An 18,987-nucleotide genomic window follows, 5' to 3' on the forward strand; every position below is an offset into this window, starting at 1 on the left:
AGGCATTGTGCTTAATCCTCGAAGGTATCGTTTTCATCCTCACTGACGGTGTACCACGTGTGATAAGTCTGACGACTTAAATCACCTTTGGCGTTTATCTTGCTCGTCAGGCGCCCCAGCGGGTCATAGAACAATTGATCGCTGAATCCGCTTTTTCGTAATGACTCGTCTTCGATGTAACCGTGCTGATCTGCGAAGTAAGGACGATAGCTACGTATCGCCAGGCCTTTGTTGTTGTACTCAACCCTGCCACTGACACGCCAGCGCTTTTCGCTGTGTTGACGCAGAGGCTGCGCTTGGCTGTCTTGGGTCAGTCGTCCAGCTGGGTCGACCACGTAGGCCATTCCCGCTGAGGTTTTTTGCTTGGTTTGCAAAACGCGGCCAAAACCATCGCTACACGTCAGGTTGATATGAATGTGCCGGGTAATATCCGGGTCGCTGGTGGTGTAGGTATCCGCCTGCAACACTGCACCATAAACCGGCTCTCGACGCGCGAGACCAATCTGCTCACTAAGCAAACGGTTATCCCCCTGGCTCAAGTCCAGTGTGGCCACGCGTGCTCGACAGCTGGCACGGATATACCCGCCAGGAGTTAGATAGCCCTTGGCTATCCATTGCACACGCTCAGGGGATGCGGAAATTTTCCCCATCCAGCTGAAGGGTGCATAGAAGCAGGCGCTGGCGGCGTTTGACAGTGCTGTCTCAGGCGCCTCGATAGCCGCTTGCGGGCTGTCATCAGCAGGGCGCTGGTACTGCTCAAGGGCCGCGAATCCCGTGGCTATACCGCGCTCATGACCGTAGATGCTGGTCGCTTGCAGTTGCCCGAATGCGTCATAACGCGCCTGCTGAACAGTGCCCTGAGGATCAATGATCTTGATGGGCAGTAATGATCTGTAGTCGTACACAGCCTGGGTTTGGCAACCATCAATTGAAGTCACTGAAGCGATATGACAGTGGTAGCGGTCATAGGTCAGTTCGGTGAATGAGTGGCTTTCTGAGGGGCGTAAACGGGAGACTCGATAGAAGGACTGCTGACCTGAGTATCGGGCAAATCCTTGTTTGAGCGACCACAGTGCGGTTGTCGAACGGCTCTGCGAGTCATCTGCGTTGTCGGTGGGTAAAAACACTGACATGCGATGGTAGTGTTCCTGGCGAAGGGTACGCGCCAAGTCAAAGGAGGGCGCGTCCGGCAATGAGGGGAGATCGTCGTATGCCGACAGGGCCATCGCGTCCAGTTCAGCACTTTCACGATAGGCCGGTAATGCTTCAAAGCTGGCGTGTCCTTGTGCCAGGGCCGAGTCGCTCAGTGCGAGGGTGTAGTACTGCACCGTCATGCCGGCCAACGTGCGAGGGACGTGTGAGCCTAATGGGTTTGTTGGGCCACTGCTGATCAAGTTCTCGTAGTTGATATGCGCAGGTTCAAGGCTGTCCTTTTCAAGTACCAGCGCGTTGCTGCGCTGGCGATAAGGCAGGTGCAGCCGCCAGCGCTGGTTGCCTTCCAGATGGATGGGTTGCGCCAGGACTTCGCTGATGTAGTACGCCTGTTGAGCCGGGTCGTGGGTGTCGCGCCACCAGGTTTTTTGGTGAGCCTCGTTAAATGGCGGCGGGTCACTGGGGCGTGCACGGCGGGCGTACTCAATGGTAAGCCCGTGCACCAGGCCGCCATAGCGGTCCCGGCGTAGATTGATCGTGTGTTGGCAGGCAGGATCGGTACGCTCGCGTTCATAGCGGTATATCTTCGATTCCAAAGGTAAAACCAGCAGCGAGGCGGGCGGGTGTAGCTGGCGTAGTTGATAGCGGTGCTCGCTGACCGTGTAGGGCACGGGGGTAAGCGCGGCCTCATCGGCGGCGAATACTTCTTCACGTAATGTTAAACCGCTGAGGGCAAGTGCTGCTTCACGCAAGTCACCAGCGGACGGAGTGGGTAACAAGGTGTCTTGTAGCGTGCTTGCCTCCAGTCGAGTGAGCAGTGCCTTGCCCAGAGGAAGGGCATGCTCATCGCCGGCCCAGTAATTATCTCGGGGCATGTCCAGTGATTTGCCGGTGTGAAACCAGGTTTTGCGCAGCAGTGCAGCCGTGTGCCCATGACGGCTTGCCGACAGTGTCGATTGCTCGGTGTCGGTGGTCAGCAATAAGCCATACCCCTGAAACTTGCGTTCAAGGCCATCGTAATAGCCTTCCCTGTAAGTAAAACGTTGGGTCAATTGATTGCCGCTGATCTGATCGTGTTGTTGCTGGCGAGTTACCAAGTGAAGTGCAAATGGTAAACCGGTTATTGGCGGTTTAGCCTCGCGCAGGCGGCTGTGCTTTTCATCCAGCCACTGCTGGGCACTGCTGCTGTAATCAATATGACCGACAGCCCCCATATTGTTATCGGTGCTGATCAACAAGTAGGGTTTTCGACTGACAAAGTCGTAACGCCAGTGACGTGGTGTTGGATGATTGACCGTCAGGATCAAGCTGGAGCAGCCCAGGCCTTGCAGGTCAGAAACGCTGGCTTGAGAGAAACGATCATGTCTGACCCCCACGGGCCAGGGTAACGAAGCGGGTGTGCCTTGCAACCCGTTGCCGGAGCGATTCATGAAAATCAGCACCTGATCAGGTTGCACATAGAGCAGGTCGCTGGCCCCCGAGCCATCCAGATCGCCCAGCAAGACCCGCGACGCTTCGAACTCGGCATAGGTGAAGGGCAATGTGGCGAAAATAAAGCCTTTACCGAATCGGCCACGCCCCAGGTTTGGCCAGCATTTGACTTCGTTGTGACGAATGCGGATCAAGTGCTGCTGGCCGCTGCCGAGCACGTCGCTGAACGCCAGCAACTCAGTGGTGCCATTGCCGGGCAGCGGTAAGTGGTCATCGTCGGGTTGATGAGCAACATCGGTGCCTGGAGAAAACCCCAGTTGGCCCTGGTTGATGTAGAGGCGCACGCTGTTGCTGCCGATCAGGGCCAGGTCATACACACCGTTGCCCATCAAATCGGCCAATTGACCCTGAGGGTGGAAAAACTCCTGTGGCAGCGCCGTAAAGGGCGCGAAGTTGGACCATTGACGGTTGCTGTCCAGGGTAAAAAAACCACTCATGCCGGGTTGAGCAATGATCCAGTCCAACTGGCCGTCACCATCGAGATCGGCCAAAGATTGTTGAAGCGGGCGGGTCTGATCCGCAATGGGGATGCGCTCCAGTGTTTGTAACGCCCCATAAACCACGTGATCGGGGGTTTGTGCAGGTTCGGCCCTGAGCGGCTCGCGGTAGTACCAGCTCTTATCGTTGCGATACAGCACCCCGGGCAGGCCGTCGCGGTACAAATCAACCAACTGATAGCCCTGACTATTGACGGGGCCTTGCAACGCGTCAAAAGGTCGCCAGTCAGCCGGGGCGACAGTCAACTCAAAATCGCTATAGGTCAATTCCAGAGGTGGCCAATGGCTGATTGCTCCGCTTGCCTCACACGCTTGGTGATGCACGCACTGCAACTGGTTTACCTGGGTGTGGGTGGATGCATACTCGAACAGCACCCGGCGTGTCAGAACGGGCTCGCTGCCCAGTTCGGTTTCTTCTGGAAAATAGTGAAACATCAAGACTTGCTGGCAAAGACGTCGGCTGCCCAGTTCAAACCCATAGGCATAGCTGAAATAGGGATCACTGCGTTCAAGCCAAGGGGTTTGCTCAAGGTAGGAGGGCGCTTGAGTCATCGAGCGGGCGCGTTCGCCGTAATCAAAAATCAGCTCAAAATGCCATTGTCGTGGTGCTGGTGTTTGCGTCGACCACAACATCAACTGAGGCCTGGCGGTGATATTGCCGTAGCAGATGCGCGTCAAGTAGCGTTGGGCGCTGAAATCCCGCGGGCCATTGCCTTTAGTGTCAGCCTTGTATTGATAGTAAATCTGCTCGCCGTGGGGGTTCAGGCTTTCTTCCAGCAACCACTGGGCAACATGGTTGGGCATCTGCGAGTCGACGATGCGTGCTGCGGGCGTTTTACCATACAGGTGAATGTTGCCGTCTGCTCCCTGGACGAGCCAGAAGCCTGCCGTATCGGCCAGTGATGACCAATGTTCGATACGATCGAAGGTGTTTTCGTTTCGCGGCAGATAACGCACCACCGTATAGGAAGAATCTAGTTGCAGGCCGTTGTAATGAGTGGCCACACGGGTTAACAGGGTATTGCTTAGGGTACGTTCGGGAATAAGCTCCGAGCCTGAAGGGCCAATAAACACATCTTCATGGTTATAGGCCGGAACGCCCTTCAGGGTATTGCGGCTGATAGCGCCTGCTGAAGCATCCCAGCCCATGCCGAACGGGCTGTTGCCCATTTCACTGTGGTAGGTAAGGCTCATTGGCGCAATGAACCCGCGCCCAGGAGACAAAGGTAGCGGAACCTGGAATGACGCGCCGCCAGTCATGCCGACAGCGCCCCATCCCGTGCCAATACTGTGTATGGCGCCGCCGCCCTTGGGCAGAGACGGCGTGAGGACATCGCCTTGGGTGGCAGCTTGGGTGCTCATCCCAGACCTCCTGCGCTTCTTGCGGTGTAGCGCACATGAATGATGATGTCGCTGAGAGAGTCGAGCATGGCGTGTTGTGCTGTTGGATTGGGAAAGGCCAAGCGCCAACTGGACACCGCCCCGGTGAACTCAAATGGCAGGTAACGCTCATCAGTGTCGAAGTTGAGGGTGAACAGGCCGCTGTCATTGACGCCTGTAGAGAGTGCCACCTGCTCTTTGACCCGCAGATTATTGAGGGTGTCATCAGGTGCTTTAGAGAGTTGGGTCTGATTTTTAAGTTGCGTCAGAGTCGCTCGAATGTCTTCATAAGGACTGAGTGTGGCCGGCAGGGATACGCTGACACTTTTGATTCTGCGCAAGTAATGGTCTGGGTAATCTGCATCAAACAATACCTTGGTCAACGCAAAGTCAACGGTTCCTTTGCTGGTCATCTGCTGCTTGAGCTGCGTCCATTCCTTGTTCAGGGTGGTAGAGGTGTCCTTGCCATGCAGCAGGCGCAAGGACACTGTTTTGGTAATTTCCAGTTCACGCTGGTTATGTTGGAGGTAAGCGGCATCCATGCGTTGTAAATCCAGTTTTAGCGATTCGCCCGCCGTCATCCCCTTGAATTGATTACTCCAGCTGCTGCTTGTAATAAAGGAACTGTTCCAATCGGCGCGTTCAAATTGCCAGCAGGCCTGAGCGGTTTGGCACAGTGAATGGGCCGCATCGTAGGCCTGATAGTAGAAAGTCGCCAATTGACTGTTGAGCCACTGGAAAAGCTCAACGCTGGAAAATCGTTTATTGAGCATGTCGTAGGTCAGTCGTGCCTGTTCCATCGCTGTTTCGCTGTGCCGCAACTGCAAGCGTAGCGTGGCGGATTGTTGCGCGTGAGCTTGGAGTTGCATGTCGAGCTGGTTGATCTCCAGTCGGCACTGATCCAAGGCTTGGGTCCATTCTTGAGTGCGACGATTGAACACTTCGGTTCGATCCAGATGTTGGGCACTGGAGCGTTTTTCATTTGCCATCCCTTGGGCGCCCGCTTGAATGGCATGAAACGCCCCCTCAAAGCGCATTCCGCCATTGGAGGTTCCGAAAATATTGGGTAACAGCATCGCCAGCCCTGCGCTGGCCTGAGCGCTCGCTGCGGCAATATCCCATTTGGCAGCGTCCAGGTACTGCTTACTGGCAAGGGCTTCTTGCGAGGAGATTCCTTCCTTGAGTTGCTGTTCAAAGTAGTTCATCCGTCCTTGAATCACCTGGCGACCAGCAAGCAGTGTGCGATGGTTGGATTCGTCGACAACCATGGTTTGCTTCTGTTGTTCGACGGCAATGTTTGCCAGGTCCCACGCGTGAAGTTGTTGCTGTTGCAAGTACTGCGCCTGCTCCTTGCGCTCGAACAGCAGGAGTAAGGTAGTACCGAGCTGAATGACGTTTTCGACCATTGTCATGGCGTGGGCATAGACCACCTGAAAACGATAATGTCCAACGTCCGCTAGCTGCCTGTCAGGCATGGAAAGGTTGCCGTCACGCGTACTTCGCCCGTAACCGCTCAATAGGGCGTGTGGCGAAATGGGCGGTGCGAATATGGCGTGCTGCAGAGGCTTGCCATTGATACTAAGGTGATGGCGCAAGTTATGCAGACGGCTTTGCACTTTGTCCCAGCGTGCAACCAAATCAGGGTTTAGGGCGAGGCACAGCCTATTAGAGTCGCGCGCTAAGGTAGTTTGAGTATCAGTGGCAGGTGAGCGATGCAGTTGGCTCAACTTTGTAAAGTTTCGCCCCAGGCGTTTTTCTACCCGACGAAGTTCACTGGAGGTCGACGCTCCCAGATCGGCAAGGGTTATCGGTAGCCATGGGTCGGAGCGGGTCATGTTCGGCCGAGGGCCCAGCAGATTTTTTATGCGCACATACCAGAGTTTGGCCTCCACCAGACTGTCGGCGCTGGCTTGACGGTAGGCGGCATCGCCCCGGTTGAACTGAATGTCCAGGTAGAGCATGTACAACGCTTGACGGAAGTAGACCGGAGCGCTGAGAGCAATCAAGTTCGGGTCGTCCTGTTGGTCTTGCGCATAACTCAAGTCGCGGTTGTCGCCAATCAGCGCAGGCAGCTTCCAGTGCACCGCAGGCGCGTGCGCGTGCGAATCACTGTTATTACTCTGCGGGTCAAAAATATAGTTAAGCCAAAATTGCGCCTCGGAATAACGACGCTCCATGTTCAAGCGACTGGCGACCAGCCAAGGCAGGTAGAGAAACAACTCCCAGAAATAGAGACCATGCGCACCATGAAAATCAAGTAAAGCGGGTTCGGCGATTGCATCTAATGCAGGTTCGCGCCATTGGCTGGCGCTCATTGAAAAGAGAGAGTCCAGACTGATATTAGCGGCATCAATCAGTTGGCGGCTAATGCCCGTATTCATGCGAATGCGGGCTCGGGGAATTTTCATCGCAGTGTTGTCACTGTAATGGATGGTAGAGCCGCTGAAATCTATGAACTCTAATTTGCCGATGGGACTTTCATAGCGGCGAGTGATTTTGGGCGAAAGGGGAGTATAAGTAGCTTCGTTTTTGACCGGCAGTGTCACATCCGAAGACTTCAGTGCATACCCTCGAATAATGCGGTCGTTGTGACGGGTGTCCGTATCGAAAATAAGCACTCCGTGAATGATGGTAATGGGCCGGGGCCGGTCAATTGCCCCTTGGGTTTTCTCCTCTAAAGGGCGCAAGGTTTTAGGGTTAAGTTGGATATGCGCCACAAACGGCATGTCCGGGGCCAAGCTTAACGAGGTGCCATTAAGTTCACGGCGTGAGGTTTTGGGCTCACCTACGATGTAGCTGTTACCACGGTGGATATTGGACGGGTGAGTATGAACATCATTGAGTGGGATGATGACGACGGGCTTATAGTGACGTTCATATAACGTGGCGCGTGCATTCTCGAATACCCAATTGGATCGCTCATCTGCAGGGTCGCTATTGAGTACATGAAAATGGACGGTAATGCGATAGTCTGTATTGCTGTTGTCGAAAATAAAACTAAAGGCGTCATAGTCAATGTATTTGCCTGCCAACTGGACTTCCCAGCCTTGGCGCACGGGCTGGGCATCTATGGAGTGCACGCTTGAAACGATTGCAGAGTTGTCATCATAAATCAGGCTTGAGTAGGTCAGACCTGTCTTGTCACAGGTAATGGAAAGGGATATCCAGTTGCATGGTAAGGCACCGCCAGACTTTAAACGCAGCAAGGAACCATTCACCAGTTCCGATTTTCCAAATCCGCTATTGGTAGGACGATGCAAGCACAAATCCAAAGTCAGCTCAGAGTTATTGCTGCGTGCTTTTAACGCAATGCATCGATGCTCCTGGAGAGGGTTGTCCAGTGTTGAAGTGACTTCTAATACGTTGGAAGTAGTGTTGTAAACGATATCTCTACCCGGTCGCAGATTGCGGATAAAAGACTGTTTATTTTCGAAGTTCCAATTGGAAAGTGCTGAGGTGGGGGTGCTATCAACAGCCTCGTTGACGGGGATGACTTCGCTGGTGGGAGCATGGAAGTTGAACGAGTCTTTATTGTTAAAGACGAATAGAGCCAAATAACGGTTGGCCAGTTGTTCGTCGTCTACATTGAACGTGAGATCAACCAGCGTACCTCTTGAGATCAGACGCTTAACGCTGAAGTCATGATGTATTCGTACGGCCTGAAAAAAATCACTTCGGGTGTAGTCGTACTTGTTGTCCGATGATGGCATTGCAAAGGCATTGAGGCCAATAAACAGTGAAGGAGGTTGTGTGGTAGAGTCCAGCACTGCAATAGTATCAGTGGCGTCTTTGACCGCATCCTTATCAAGCTTGGTCAGTTCACTCATAACGCAGTATTCGTCGCTGCATACTTGCGGTCCACTCCAGCTGCCATCGTATTTCATATAAGAGAAGTACAGGCGATACTGAAAATAGCGGCTTTTGAGATAATCCTTCAAGCGTTTTTTATAACTTTTCTCAGACTCTCCAGGGTCCGCCCAAGTATACTCCGGGCTGTTATGGGTGGCCGAGGGCGGAATGCACTCAGCCCATATAACCAACAGCCGGTTATTAAAACACACAGGGCGAATACTATGGTCTGGAATGAACTCAGAAGCAGGAAGAGGGATTTTTTTCCATTCAGACCAAGCCCCAGGCTGTGGAATGTCTTGTTTGTAGAGCTGAGCACCGTCGATCACAAAGGGTTCAGTTCGCTTTGACATATCCAGCGAGCGCCAGAAATACGTGCTGTCGATATTGGATTTGGCAATGAAGTAATAGGTGCTGTTGGCAAAATTGTTGGAGGCGCCGTCAATGTATCCACTTACCGTCTTAAGGGTAGCAATTTCTTCAAACTCGGCTAAATACCGTTGGACAGCAGGGCGCACACTGTCGGCATCCAGACGACATTGATTCAGGTCGTTTTCAAGTTTCTTGAAACTTTCGGTTTTTTGACTGCGTAACATTGGGTCCAGGTAATGCGCCGGGAAATGCCGCACCTGTTGAACTGTTCGCCATATCGAATAGGCATGCAAGCTGTCTCGCCAGATTTTGTGTTGAGCAGATGACATACCCAGGGTTTCATAACCGGGTTCAAGCCCGGATGAAATCGCGTTGATATAGTGTTGCAAGCTGGCAATGGCACTAGCGACGCGAGTGGTTGGAACCGCCTGACTGACTTGCACGTCCAGAAGCCAATAGGCGTATAGATCATCAGCCGTGCGGATTTTGTGTTGGCGTGGCAGCGTGCTGTCTTCAGCCAGCGCATAGGTGAGATAGAGCGCGAGCAATGCGTCACGCAGTTGCTCATTAAGCTGCTGATGGATGTATTCAGACATGGTCATTCCTTGGGTGAGTACCGAGGGCGGCGACACCCACGTGTTTCCAGTCATCGGAGCTGAAAGTGGTCGTCAAACCGGTGGCTAGCAGCACCATCTTTGCCGAGAGCCCCGTGGCTTTAGTGGCGTCATGGCAGCGCATGAGCCAGTCCAGTTCGACCATTGAACGCACTCGTTTTTCGGGCAAACGTTGGGTCAGCAACTCAACCTCGGCAGGACTCCAGCCCATGATCTCGGATAGCTGACGGTGAGATTGCACATTCAGGCTGGTCCAGTCTTCGGGGAGAGCCTGTGGGTTGGCCTCATTCAAATAAATGAGCAGCGAGTCGTGATTGACCCCGTACTGCAGGCTGAAATGATTGAATCGCTGGAACAGATACAGGGTGCTGAGTGTAAGTTTGAGCATGGAAGTGCTTGCCTGCTCCGCGTCCAGCCAGTGGGGGTTGAGCAGAAATGATTGCAATACCGTACGACTCAACGGCAATTGCAGGTCGGCCTCGGCATTGGGCAAGTACAGAAGAATATGCTTGAGTGTGTCCTTGGGATGCTGGCTGCCAAGGGCATTGGCCAAAGCACGGGTTGTCTGCTTGAAAGCCTGTTTATTCAAGCCTGAAGCTTCGCTGGCTTGAGACGCATCCTTGAGCACATGCTCCACATCCGCCTTGAAAGGCTGTAGTTGTGCGAAGGCCGCTCCTACCACCGTGTAGAGTTTTTGTTTGGCTACGCTTTTGAGTGCCCGGTTACGTTCGTAATCAAGGCTCAGCGTTGTGTAGCGATCAACCACTACATCTATGGCTTTCTCCATAGCCTCAAGTTTTGGCTGCTTGTTGGGCAGCACATTTGCTCTTAAGAGCGCCTTTGCAAGCACCAGGTTCCAAGGGAGCTCCAGGTGTTTGGCGCTCGCTTCGGCCTGGGGAAGATCCAGTTCATCGAACGTGGTTTGAGGAAGAAAATACCCTTGCATGCCGTGCAGTGCATTGTGAAGTTGGGTAAGTCGCGCCTGTACTGGCGCAGGGGCGGACACCGTGTCCAGCAATAATTGCTGGCGTAATTGGGTAATGCTGGTCTTGCTGTCTTTGAGCCAGGTGACGACCCAGTCCAGTTGCATCAGTACATCGAGAAAGTCCGACGGAGCGTTGCTGCCTGATGTCCGTAAGAGGGGGGTAACCAATTGCCGGCGGTAGTCCGCACCTCCAAGCATTTGAACCAGTTGATCACATTCATAAATAGATAAGCCGAACAGTGCTGGCAGTGTGGCTTGGCGATAAAAGCTGGAAAGGGTCGTGATATTGCGCGCGGGCGCGCCCGAATAGAGTTGCGTACGGGCCTTGAGCAGTCCCAACGATACTGGCGTATCTTCCAGACCCAATGCCGCACAGATTCGGAACAGAGTGGCATCCGTTGTAGTGAGGTCCAAGGCTTGGTTGTCCAGCATCAAGGGTGAATGCAACCAGTGCGGGGGGTTGAATACTTGATCGAACAACGCTGCATGTTGTGCTGTTCCATGCACCGGCAACTGGTACAACCAGGCTGAAAAAGTGTGAAGTTTGATGCCGTAGCGCTGGCTTAAATAGCGAAAAACGCCCAATGCCCGCAGGGTATTGTCATTAATCACCAGCGAGTCTGTTGGAGTGCCTTCGCAGCCTTGAGCGCTGTGCACAAACTCGTCCAGCTCGAAAAAAGGTATATCGAGCCAGCGTTGCAAGCGGATCATCCGTTGTAACCGGTCGTATCGTTGAGGACTGGTCTGCACCAGAATCATTTTGTCGGCCGTGACGGTGCTGAGTCCCAGGCTTTTTTGCCCGGCCACCACAGGGCCATTGACATAGCGTGCCCCCATGTTCTGATCGGTGGTCATCTGCGCCTGTTCAGGTAATACATGGGCTGAGCGCCGTGGGTGGTAACGCCCCAACGCCAATAATTCAAGGAGTTGGTCGGTATTCAAACCAGTGCTCTGCATGAACTGTTGTTGATCAGTAATGGGTTGGCTGTGGCCATAGTGTTTCTTGAAAAAGGACGCAGGCGGCGAATCGATTGCCGAGTTTTGCCCGTAAACGTCTTCAGTCAACAGATTTTGCTGAGCTGGACTCAGGAGCGTAAGCAGGCGTTGTGCCTCATAGGCTTCCTGTTGCACGACGCCGTATTTGTTTTCGGGTTGGTGGTTGTACGGGAGCTTGAGACTGATCAGGTAATTCAAAGCCCCGAGTCGCGGTTTTTGAGCCGACAAACCCAATACACATTGCTGATGTGCCAGATCGAACGGAAGTTCAAACGGGTAGCGCAGTTCGGTTAACACCTGCTCCACAGTTCGGTTGCCGTAGAGATCACTGTTGTCATTCAGGTACTTTTTTACAGGCACGCTCAAGGTTTCGTTAACCAAGGTCAACATCGGCAGTTCGCGATGGGTATTTTCATCGTCGATCATCAGATCTTTGAGTGTTGGCCGTCGTCGGTTGAGGGTTATTTTTTCTTTAGTGCCTTTGCCTGTTTGCTCAAGCTGCAGCGCAAACATATAGAGCGCACGCAGATAAGCGGCGGGTGAATCGACGGCGGCCAGAGAGGATGCGGAGCAAAATGCCTCCCCGTTGCCAGGGAACAGGGTCGCGTAGGTGGGAGGCGCACGGGGGTCGGTTATAGCGCTGCGTTTGTTACGTAGCGTGTCGTCATCGAGTGAAGATGGGTCACGCGCCAGCAGTTCTATTTGTGAGGCATAGCCGACGGCATTGTCATAGGCTTCCCCTCCATCGTCGTCGCAGTATTGGGCAAGTCGATCAATAAAGTCGTTTCTGGATAAACGAATGATGTCGAACACCGAGTACAGGTCGAGCGTCAGTAGTGCAGCTTTAAACCTGTCCCGATCGTGTTCACGTCCTGGGCGCGAAACAATGAGCAAATCCAGTAGGGGAGAATAATCCTTGGGCATAGTGAACAGTTCCTTTACGTGAAGTGGCTGATCCACTGCACGTTTGGAAAACTATCATTGCCCTCGTAGCGCTAACCGTCAGCTACAGCCGCTCAAAGTCTTAGGATGTATCGTTATTGAGTGTGTAATCCTGACCCCGGAGCGGGCTTTTTATTCATTCGCGGTGAAGGCAAGAGAACCGCCTTGCACCACGAAGCCGATGGCCTCATGCATCGGCCCCATCAAAAATTGATCGAGGCACTCAGCCTTGCGGTTAACGGGGCGCCCTGAAACAGGTAATTGTCCCCCATGTACTCGCCGACATCGCGCCAGTAACGCTTGTCAAAGAGATTGTCGACCGTCAAGCGGAACACGGTGTCATAGCCCTCAATACGCGTGCTGTAGCGACTGCCAATATTGAAAATGGCGTAGGAGCCCACTTCGACTGCGCCTTGCTGGTTAGCGTATTTTTTACCGCTATATTGCACGCCGCCCAACAAGGCCAAGCCTTCGACCCAAGGCAGCGCATAGTCGCCGTAAAGGCTGGCGCGCAGTGTGGGCACATTGATTGTCTGGTGCCCTTCATATTCCGGCGTACCGCTGCCTGTCACTCTGGAGCGTATGGCTGCCACGCTGGCAAACACTTGCAAGCGATCAGTCGCATGACCATTGGCGGCCAATTCAAGCCCCGTGTTTTTCTGCTCGCCCTGTTGCACAAAGGTAAAGCTGGCATCGTCGTTGGGCCTTGCATACTGGTAAGCCTGACGAATCTGAAACAGCGTGGCGCTCAAACTTATGCGCTGCCAGTCGTATTTGATACCGGCCTCGATTTGCCGCGACACGGTTGGCGCCAATATTTCAAAGGCATTGCTTGCGAACCAGGGGGCCTCTCCCCCCAGCGACAAGCCCTTGCTGTAACGGGTGTACAGCGACAGGTTTTGCATTGGTTTGTAGATCAGTGCGGCTTGCGGCAAGAATTCATAGCGCCGGGTGTGGCGCGTGGTGTCACCCTGGTCATCGAACGTCCGCTCATCAAGGCGGACTTCTCGGCCACCCAGCACCGTTTGCCACTGCTCATTGAAACTGATGAGGTCATTGAAGAACACGCCGTATTGGCGACTGTCCAAACGACGATAACTGTCGTTGACCGGGCCGGTGTAGCGGGGGAAGTCTTGAGGATCGGTGTCGACGTTACCGCTGCCGATCATCTCGTTGATCAGTTCGCGTTGGTCCACCACGCGGCGAAACGCGCTGGTACCCACGGTCAGTTCGTGGCTAATGGTGCCGGTATCGAATTGTCCGCTGAGCGCCGCCTGTATTTCATCGTTGCGGCGTGTGTCGTCGGGGCTGCGGAAATCGTAGATGTCGTAGTCGCCCTCGGGGCTGAAGTAGTTCGGCACGGCACTGCCGGCACAACTGTCTGAGCCGTAGCAGCCCCAGGCAAAAGAGCTGTAGTCATCGATGATGACTTTGCTGCGCGAGGCGCTAAGGCTCGCTTTTAAATCATCGCTGAAGCGGTACTCAAAATTCCCGTTGAGGTTCAGAGAATCTATGGTCACAGGTTTGCTGCCGCTTTGGTGGGCAAGCAGCTTTTTCGGCGAAGCATGATGTGGAAGATCGGTACCGCCCAGCAGTTGATAGCCCGGTACTGAGCGTTGCTCCTTGTTCTGGTACTCCACATCCAGTTGCAGCAGAGCATTGGGGCTTATGTTCCAGTCGAAGGCAATGGAAGCGAAGTCGCGTTGGCCATTGGCGTGCTCGACGTAAGAATGGATGTCTTCATGAGCCAGATTGACCCTCAGCCCGAATTGTTGCTCGCTGCCAAACCAGCCGCCTACGTCCGTGGCCAGGTATCCGCTGCCTCGGTCATCGGTCGAAACGGTGACCGAGCGCACATCCGCGGCTCGTTTGGTCACGTAATTGACCACACCCCCAGGCTCGGACACCCCGCTTTGCAAACCCGCGAGGCCTTTAAGCAATTCAACCTGCTGTTTGTTTTCCAGGCCGACATTTTGCTCGCCGGTGATGGTGCGGCCGTTGATTTTGTAGCTGCTGGCTGAGTTCAACGAGAAGCCACGCACCACAAAGTTTTCGTAATAGCCCACGGGCGCATAGCTTTCACCCACTGACGCGTCATTTTTCAATACATCGCTGAGCAGGCGGGCTTGCTGGTCAGTGATCAAGGCATCGGTAAAGACCGTAATTGCAGCGGGGGTGTCCAGCAACGGCGTCGACTCGAAACCTGCGACTGTGGCCTGATCAGCTTGATAGCTCAATGCCCCGGAGGCGGTCACGCTGGTGGCTGGCAGTTCAGTTTGCATTGCATGGGCGACGGGCGCCGCGCCGGATAGCAATACACCCAGGGTCAGTGAGTTGAGCGCGAACCGCGGGGCGGACTCTCCCACGTTGAAAGTCCGGTAAAGCCTGTTCATGAAACGCTCCTGAGCTATGACTGACCCGCGGCAGGCTTGAGTAGTGGCCTGATTCTTGAGCGCGACATCATACAGGCGGGTTTTAACCTTGGGTTAATAGTGGCGTGTGAGTCTCAAGTCTTTTTGAGGCATTGCCCATGAAGTTTGTACCTTTTATCAAGCGCTCATGCCTGGCTCTTTCCTGCGCCTTGCCCATGCTTGCGGTTGCGGCCCCCGAGTCATCCACTCCAGGCTATGGCGAAGAACTTCAGGGTTTTAAGTACCCGTACCCGCTGCATCACTTCACCTTCAAGTCCCAGGGGCAATCCTTGCAGATGGGCTATATGGACGTAGCTCCCACAGGGGCGGCCAATGGTCATACCGCCGTGTTGCTGCACGGTAAAAACTTCTGTGCAGCGACCTGGGGTGACAGCATCAAGGCACTGAGTGCGGCGGGTTATCGAGTAGTGGCGCCTGATCAAATTGGCTTCTGCACATCCAGTAAGCCTGAACATTATCAGTACAGTTTTCAGCAACTGTCCGCCAATACCCATGCATTACTCAGTCAGCTTGGCATAGACAAAGCCAGTGTGATTGGTCATTCCACCGGCGGCATGCTGGCAACCCGGTATGCGCTGCTTTACCCCTCAGATACGCAGAAGCTGGTGCTGGTCAATCCGATCGGCCTGGAGGACTGGAAAGCCCTCGGTGTACCGTGGCGCAGCGTCGATCAATGGTATGAGCGCGAACTGAAACTGGACGCTGCCGGCATACGCAAGTATGAACAAAATACCTATTACGCAGGTCACTGGAAGCCCGAATACGATCAGTGGGTAGACATGCTCGCGGGGCTGAACAAAGGCCCGGGGCATAAGCGTGTGGCATGGAACTCGGCGCTGATCTACGACATGATTTTTACCCAGCCGGTGATCTACGAGCTGCCGCAAATCAAGGTACCTACAGTGCTGCTGATTGGTGACGCCGATACGACTGCGATTGGCAGCGATATAGCGGCGCCTGAAGTGAAGGCCAAAATTGGCCATTACAAAGTGCTCGGCAAACAGGCCGCGGCTCTGATACCGGACGCCCGGTTGATTGAATTTCCAGGCATGGGCCATGCCCCGCAAATGGAAGATCCAGCCGCTTTCAATAAAGTCCTGATTGAGCAATTGAACCGCGCAGGGACAGCTGTCGCAGGCAGCCACTGAGTCCTGCTCAATTGTGTGCGCAGGCAGTTACGGTCACTACGCAACCGGACGTTGCCTTCGGCAACCACTGCCTAGTGACGGCCGTGCTGCCTTGCTTTAGAGCCATTGAATAGGTTATAGCTAAAAAGGACTCTTTATCGAAACAGGATATTTCAACGCCCTATGGATGGAATCACACGTATCAATCGCTCGTCCGGCTCACCTTGCGCATCCCTGATTGCCAAGTGTGGGCCTCACGTAAAAAGCTGTGCGCGCGCAGCGACAGGGTTTGTTTCTCGCCTCTTAATACATTTCGCCATCTCCCGCCTGCGACCCCGGTTACCAGGCAGCTGCGCCGACTGGCGCCATTGTTACGTCCCTCCGCCTGATGCGTTCTGAGCACTGCTTTTATCTGAACCCATCACCCGCGGTATAAGGAGTAACACCCCCATGATTCATTTCCAGGGCAAACGCATTTTCAGTGCCATTTTTGATATGGACGGCACAATGTTTGACACGGAACGCTTGCGTTTCAAAACCCTGAAACAGGCAGCGCTCGAGATTTTCGGCACACCCCTGAGTGAAGACACCCTCATAGGTTCGTTGGGCCTGAGTGCCAAGAAAGCCGAAGCGCTGGCCAAGGCCAACCATGGCGACGACTTCCCCTACGCAGAAGTCAGAAAGCGCGCCGATGAACTTGAGCTGGCTTATGTCCGCGATAATGGCGTACCAATCAAGGACGGTTTGCTGGAGGTGCTGGAGCGATTGCGCAAATACGGCCTGACCATGGCCGTTGCAACGTCCAGCCGTCGAGCGATTGCCGAGGAATACCTGATCAATGCCAATGTGCTGAAGTATTTCGATGTCACCGTCTGTGGCGACGAAGTGACTCAAGGCAAGCCCCATCCCGAGATTTTTCTGGCAGCGGCCAGTGCGCTGAACTGCCTGCCTGAACATTGCTTGATGCTGGAAGACTCTGAAAACGGCCTGCTGTCTGCGACCCGCGCTGAAGGCCAACCCATTCTGATTGAAGACATCAAGCCACCAGCACCGGAGGTCAAGGCGGCTGCCTTGAAGGTGTATCAGAGCATGCACGGCTTTCTCGCAGACCTGAACGATTGCATGCCAGACCTGGGCACACCGCAACTGACTGATAGTTTTCCGCAGGCGTTTAACCAGTTCAGTGTCGGAGTTCATGGCTTTGGCGCCATGGGCGGCGGCTACCTGACACAGATCTTCTCGCACTGGGATGGTTACACACGTCCGTGTGAAATCATTGCCGCGACGCGCTCGCGGATGCTCAGAGAAACCATTCAGGCCTTTGGCAGCTTCAGTGTGCGCTACGGCGCGACATCCTTTGACCAAACCATCGATTCGCTCAACATGATCGACATGGACGACGAAGAAGCTGTCATCCGTATGTACGACGTTGCGGAGATCGTCGGGCTTAGTTTGCCCGAACCCGCGATTCGCAAGCAGGCGGGGGTGATTGCCAAAGGTCTGGTTCGACGTTTCGAGCGGCGCGGGCGAGAGCTGACGATCCTGATAGTGCTGAACAAGGTGGGTGGCGCGGAGTTTGTCCGCCGCCAAGTCCAAACGCATCTGGCGCAGCAGGTATCGCCCGAGCTGTGCGCCAAAATCCTGGATAACACCCATTTCGCTGAAACTGTCGTGAGCCGTATCGTCTCCAAAATCAGTAATGAAGCGCTGGTGCGGCAGTTACGAATCAAGTCGACGATCTTTCAAAACAGCCTGAATGACGGTACCCCCGCGCCAAAACGCTCACAGAAGTCGCCTGCGCCCGAGTACGAACGGCTAATTGCACGCTTTAGACCGTTTGCCCAGTCAACCAATGCACTCGGTCAACTGCACTTGATCCTGTTTAACAGTGAACCTGATATGCCGCTGTACGCAGAGCGATGCAGCAATCTGCTGGAGCGGCTGCGTCAGGTGAAAACCGTTGATGACATCAGCCAGACTCAAGTGATGAAGAACCTGCTTTGGAACGGCCCGCACGCCATCATTGCCTGGTACTCCAGCTTGCTGGGCTATTCGTGGGTGGGGCAGGGCATGGGTGATCCGCGGGTCAGCGCGCTGGCCGAGCGACTGATTCATCAGGAAGTCGGGCCTGCGCTGGTCGCTGAATATCCGCACCTGGCAGATGCCATCAGTGATTTCTCCTCGACCTTTCTTGAACGTTGCAAAAATTCTTTCAAGGATCCCTGTGCTCGTGTCGGGCGTGACCCGTTGCGCAAGTTACAACGCAATGAGCGAATTTTCCGCAGCATTGATCTGGCCAAAAAGCATGGTATTGCTTGCAACGCCTTGGAATTCGGCAGTGCGCTGGCCCTGCATTATGCGCTGAGTGCTACTGACGCCAAAGACGCCGAGTGCCAACTAATGCGGAGCGTGTATGAGGAGGGTTCAAGCATTGAGGACATGCTGACCTATACCGGCCTGTACAACGGCCAGCCGTACCCGGGCCTTGACCCTGTCGCGGACAGGGCTTTGATTGAGTCCATTGTTGGCCACTTCGCACGGGATGTGGAGACTGACGCGATCAGTGCCTGATGTCCTGTTCAGTGTGCAACTTCAGGGCTAAGTCCCTGAGGTTGCACAGCTTGCCACCGGGCTGTTCGATAATCGTTTTAAACCACACCGTAAAGGTGTCGGGCTGAGTCACAAGTGCAGTGTGCAAGGTGTCGAGGTCAATCCACTGCCAATCGAGTGCCTCCTCGGGGTCAGGGTGAACATCCCCATCAAATCGCCCAACAAAAACATGATCAAATTCATGCTCAATTAAACCCTGCGAAACTTCAGCTCGGTAAGTCAGGGTGCCCGCTTCATGCAGTGCACAATCAAATCCCATCTCCTCTTGCAACCGACGGTGTGCGGCACCCAGAACCGTTTCTTCGGGGCGCGGGTGGCCACAGCAGGTATTGGTCCATAACCCACCCGAGTGGTATTTACCCAATGCGCGTCGTTGCAGCATCAGTTGACCCTTGCCATTGAAAATAAAGATAGAAAAGGCTCGATGAAGCAGGCCGTCCTTATGCACGCTTAATTTCAAGCCAGTGCCTATGGGCTGGTCGTGCTCATCTACGAGAATGAGCTCTTCGTCTTTTGAAGACGTCATATCGAGAAATCTTT

The 18,987-nt window shown here is 54.1% G+C and carries 7 protein-coding genes; 2 read left to right on the forward strand and 5 right to left on the reverse strand.

Features of this window, described 5'->3' with window-relative positions; genetic code table 11:
• Window positions 1–11 precede the first annotated feature (11 nt).
• The 4 genes from EQV93_RS19135 to EQV93_RS19150 all read right to left on the reverse strand — a co-directional run bounded on the left by EQV93_RS19135 (window position 12) and on the right by EQV93_RS19150 (window position 14,671).
• A complete protein-coding gene (locus EQV93_RS19135; RefSeq protein WP_240892187.1) occupies window positions 12–4,502 on the reverse strand; it encodes a SpvB/TcaC N-terminal domain-containing protein in 4,491 nt (1,496 codons plus the stop codon).
• Window positions 4,499–9,343, reverse strand: coding sequence for a neuraminidase-like domain-containing protein (locus EQV93_RS19140; RefSeq protein ID WP_240892188.1), 4,845 nt, complete (start codon window positions 9,341–9,343; stop codon window positions 4,499–4,501). The genes EQV93_RS19135 and EQV93_RS19140 overlap by 4 nt, the downstream gene beginning before the upstream one ends.
• A complete protein-coding gene (locus EQV93_RS19145) occupies window positions 9,330–12,260 on the reverse strand; it encodes a Tc toxin subunit A (RefSeq protein WP_240892189.1) in 2,931 nt (976 codons plus the stop codon). The genes EQV93_RS19140 and EQV93_RS19145 overlap by 14 nt, the downstream gene beginning before the upstream one ends.
• A gap of 221 nt (window positions 12,261–12,481) precedes the next feature.
• Window positions 12,482–14,671: a TonB-dependent siderophore receptor gene (locus EQV93_RS19150; protein WP_240892190.1), complete on the reverse strand. Its 2,190-nt coding sequence runs from the start codon at window positions 14,669–14,671 to the stop codon at window positions 12,482–12,484.
• 194 nt (window positions 14,672–14,865) lie between these two features.
• Between EQV93_RS19150 and EQV93_RS19155 the strand changes: the two genes are divergently transcribed.
• Together EQV93_RS19155 and mtlD are read left to right on the forward strand one after the other, a co-directional pair.
• Entirely contained in the window at window positions 14,866–15,858 is a 993-nt protein-coding gene (locus EQV93_RS19155; protein WP_122786052.1) for an alpha/beta fold hydrolase, read from the forward strand.
• Between the two features lie 429 nt (window positions 15,859–16,287).
• A complete protein-coding gene (mtlD, locus tag EQV93_RS19160; protein WP_146426356.1) occupies window positions 16,288–18,408 on the forward strand; it encodes a bifunctional mannitol-1-phosphate dehydrogenase/phosphatase in 2,121 nt (706 codons plus the stop codon).
• Here mtlD and idi read toward each other — a convergent pair.
• Window positions 18,398–18,973: an isopentenyl-diphosphate Delta-isomerase gene (gene idi / locus EQV93_RS19165; protein WP_122785962.1), complete on the reverse strand. Its 576-nt coding sequence runs from the start codon at window positions 18,971–18,973 to the stop codon at window positions 18,398–18,400. The genes mtlD and idi overlap by 11 nt on opposite strands.
• Window positions 18,974–18,987: the final 14 nt, after the last annotated feature.

It is taken from the genome of Pseudomonas sp. TMW22091 (assembly GCF_022496705.1).
In the GTDB taxonomy this organism is placed as follows: Bacteria; Pseudomonadota; Gammaproteobacteria; order Pseudomonadales; family Pseudomonadaceae; genus Aquipseudomonas; species Aquipseudomonas saxonica.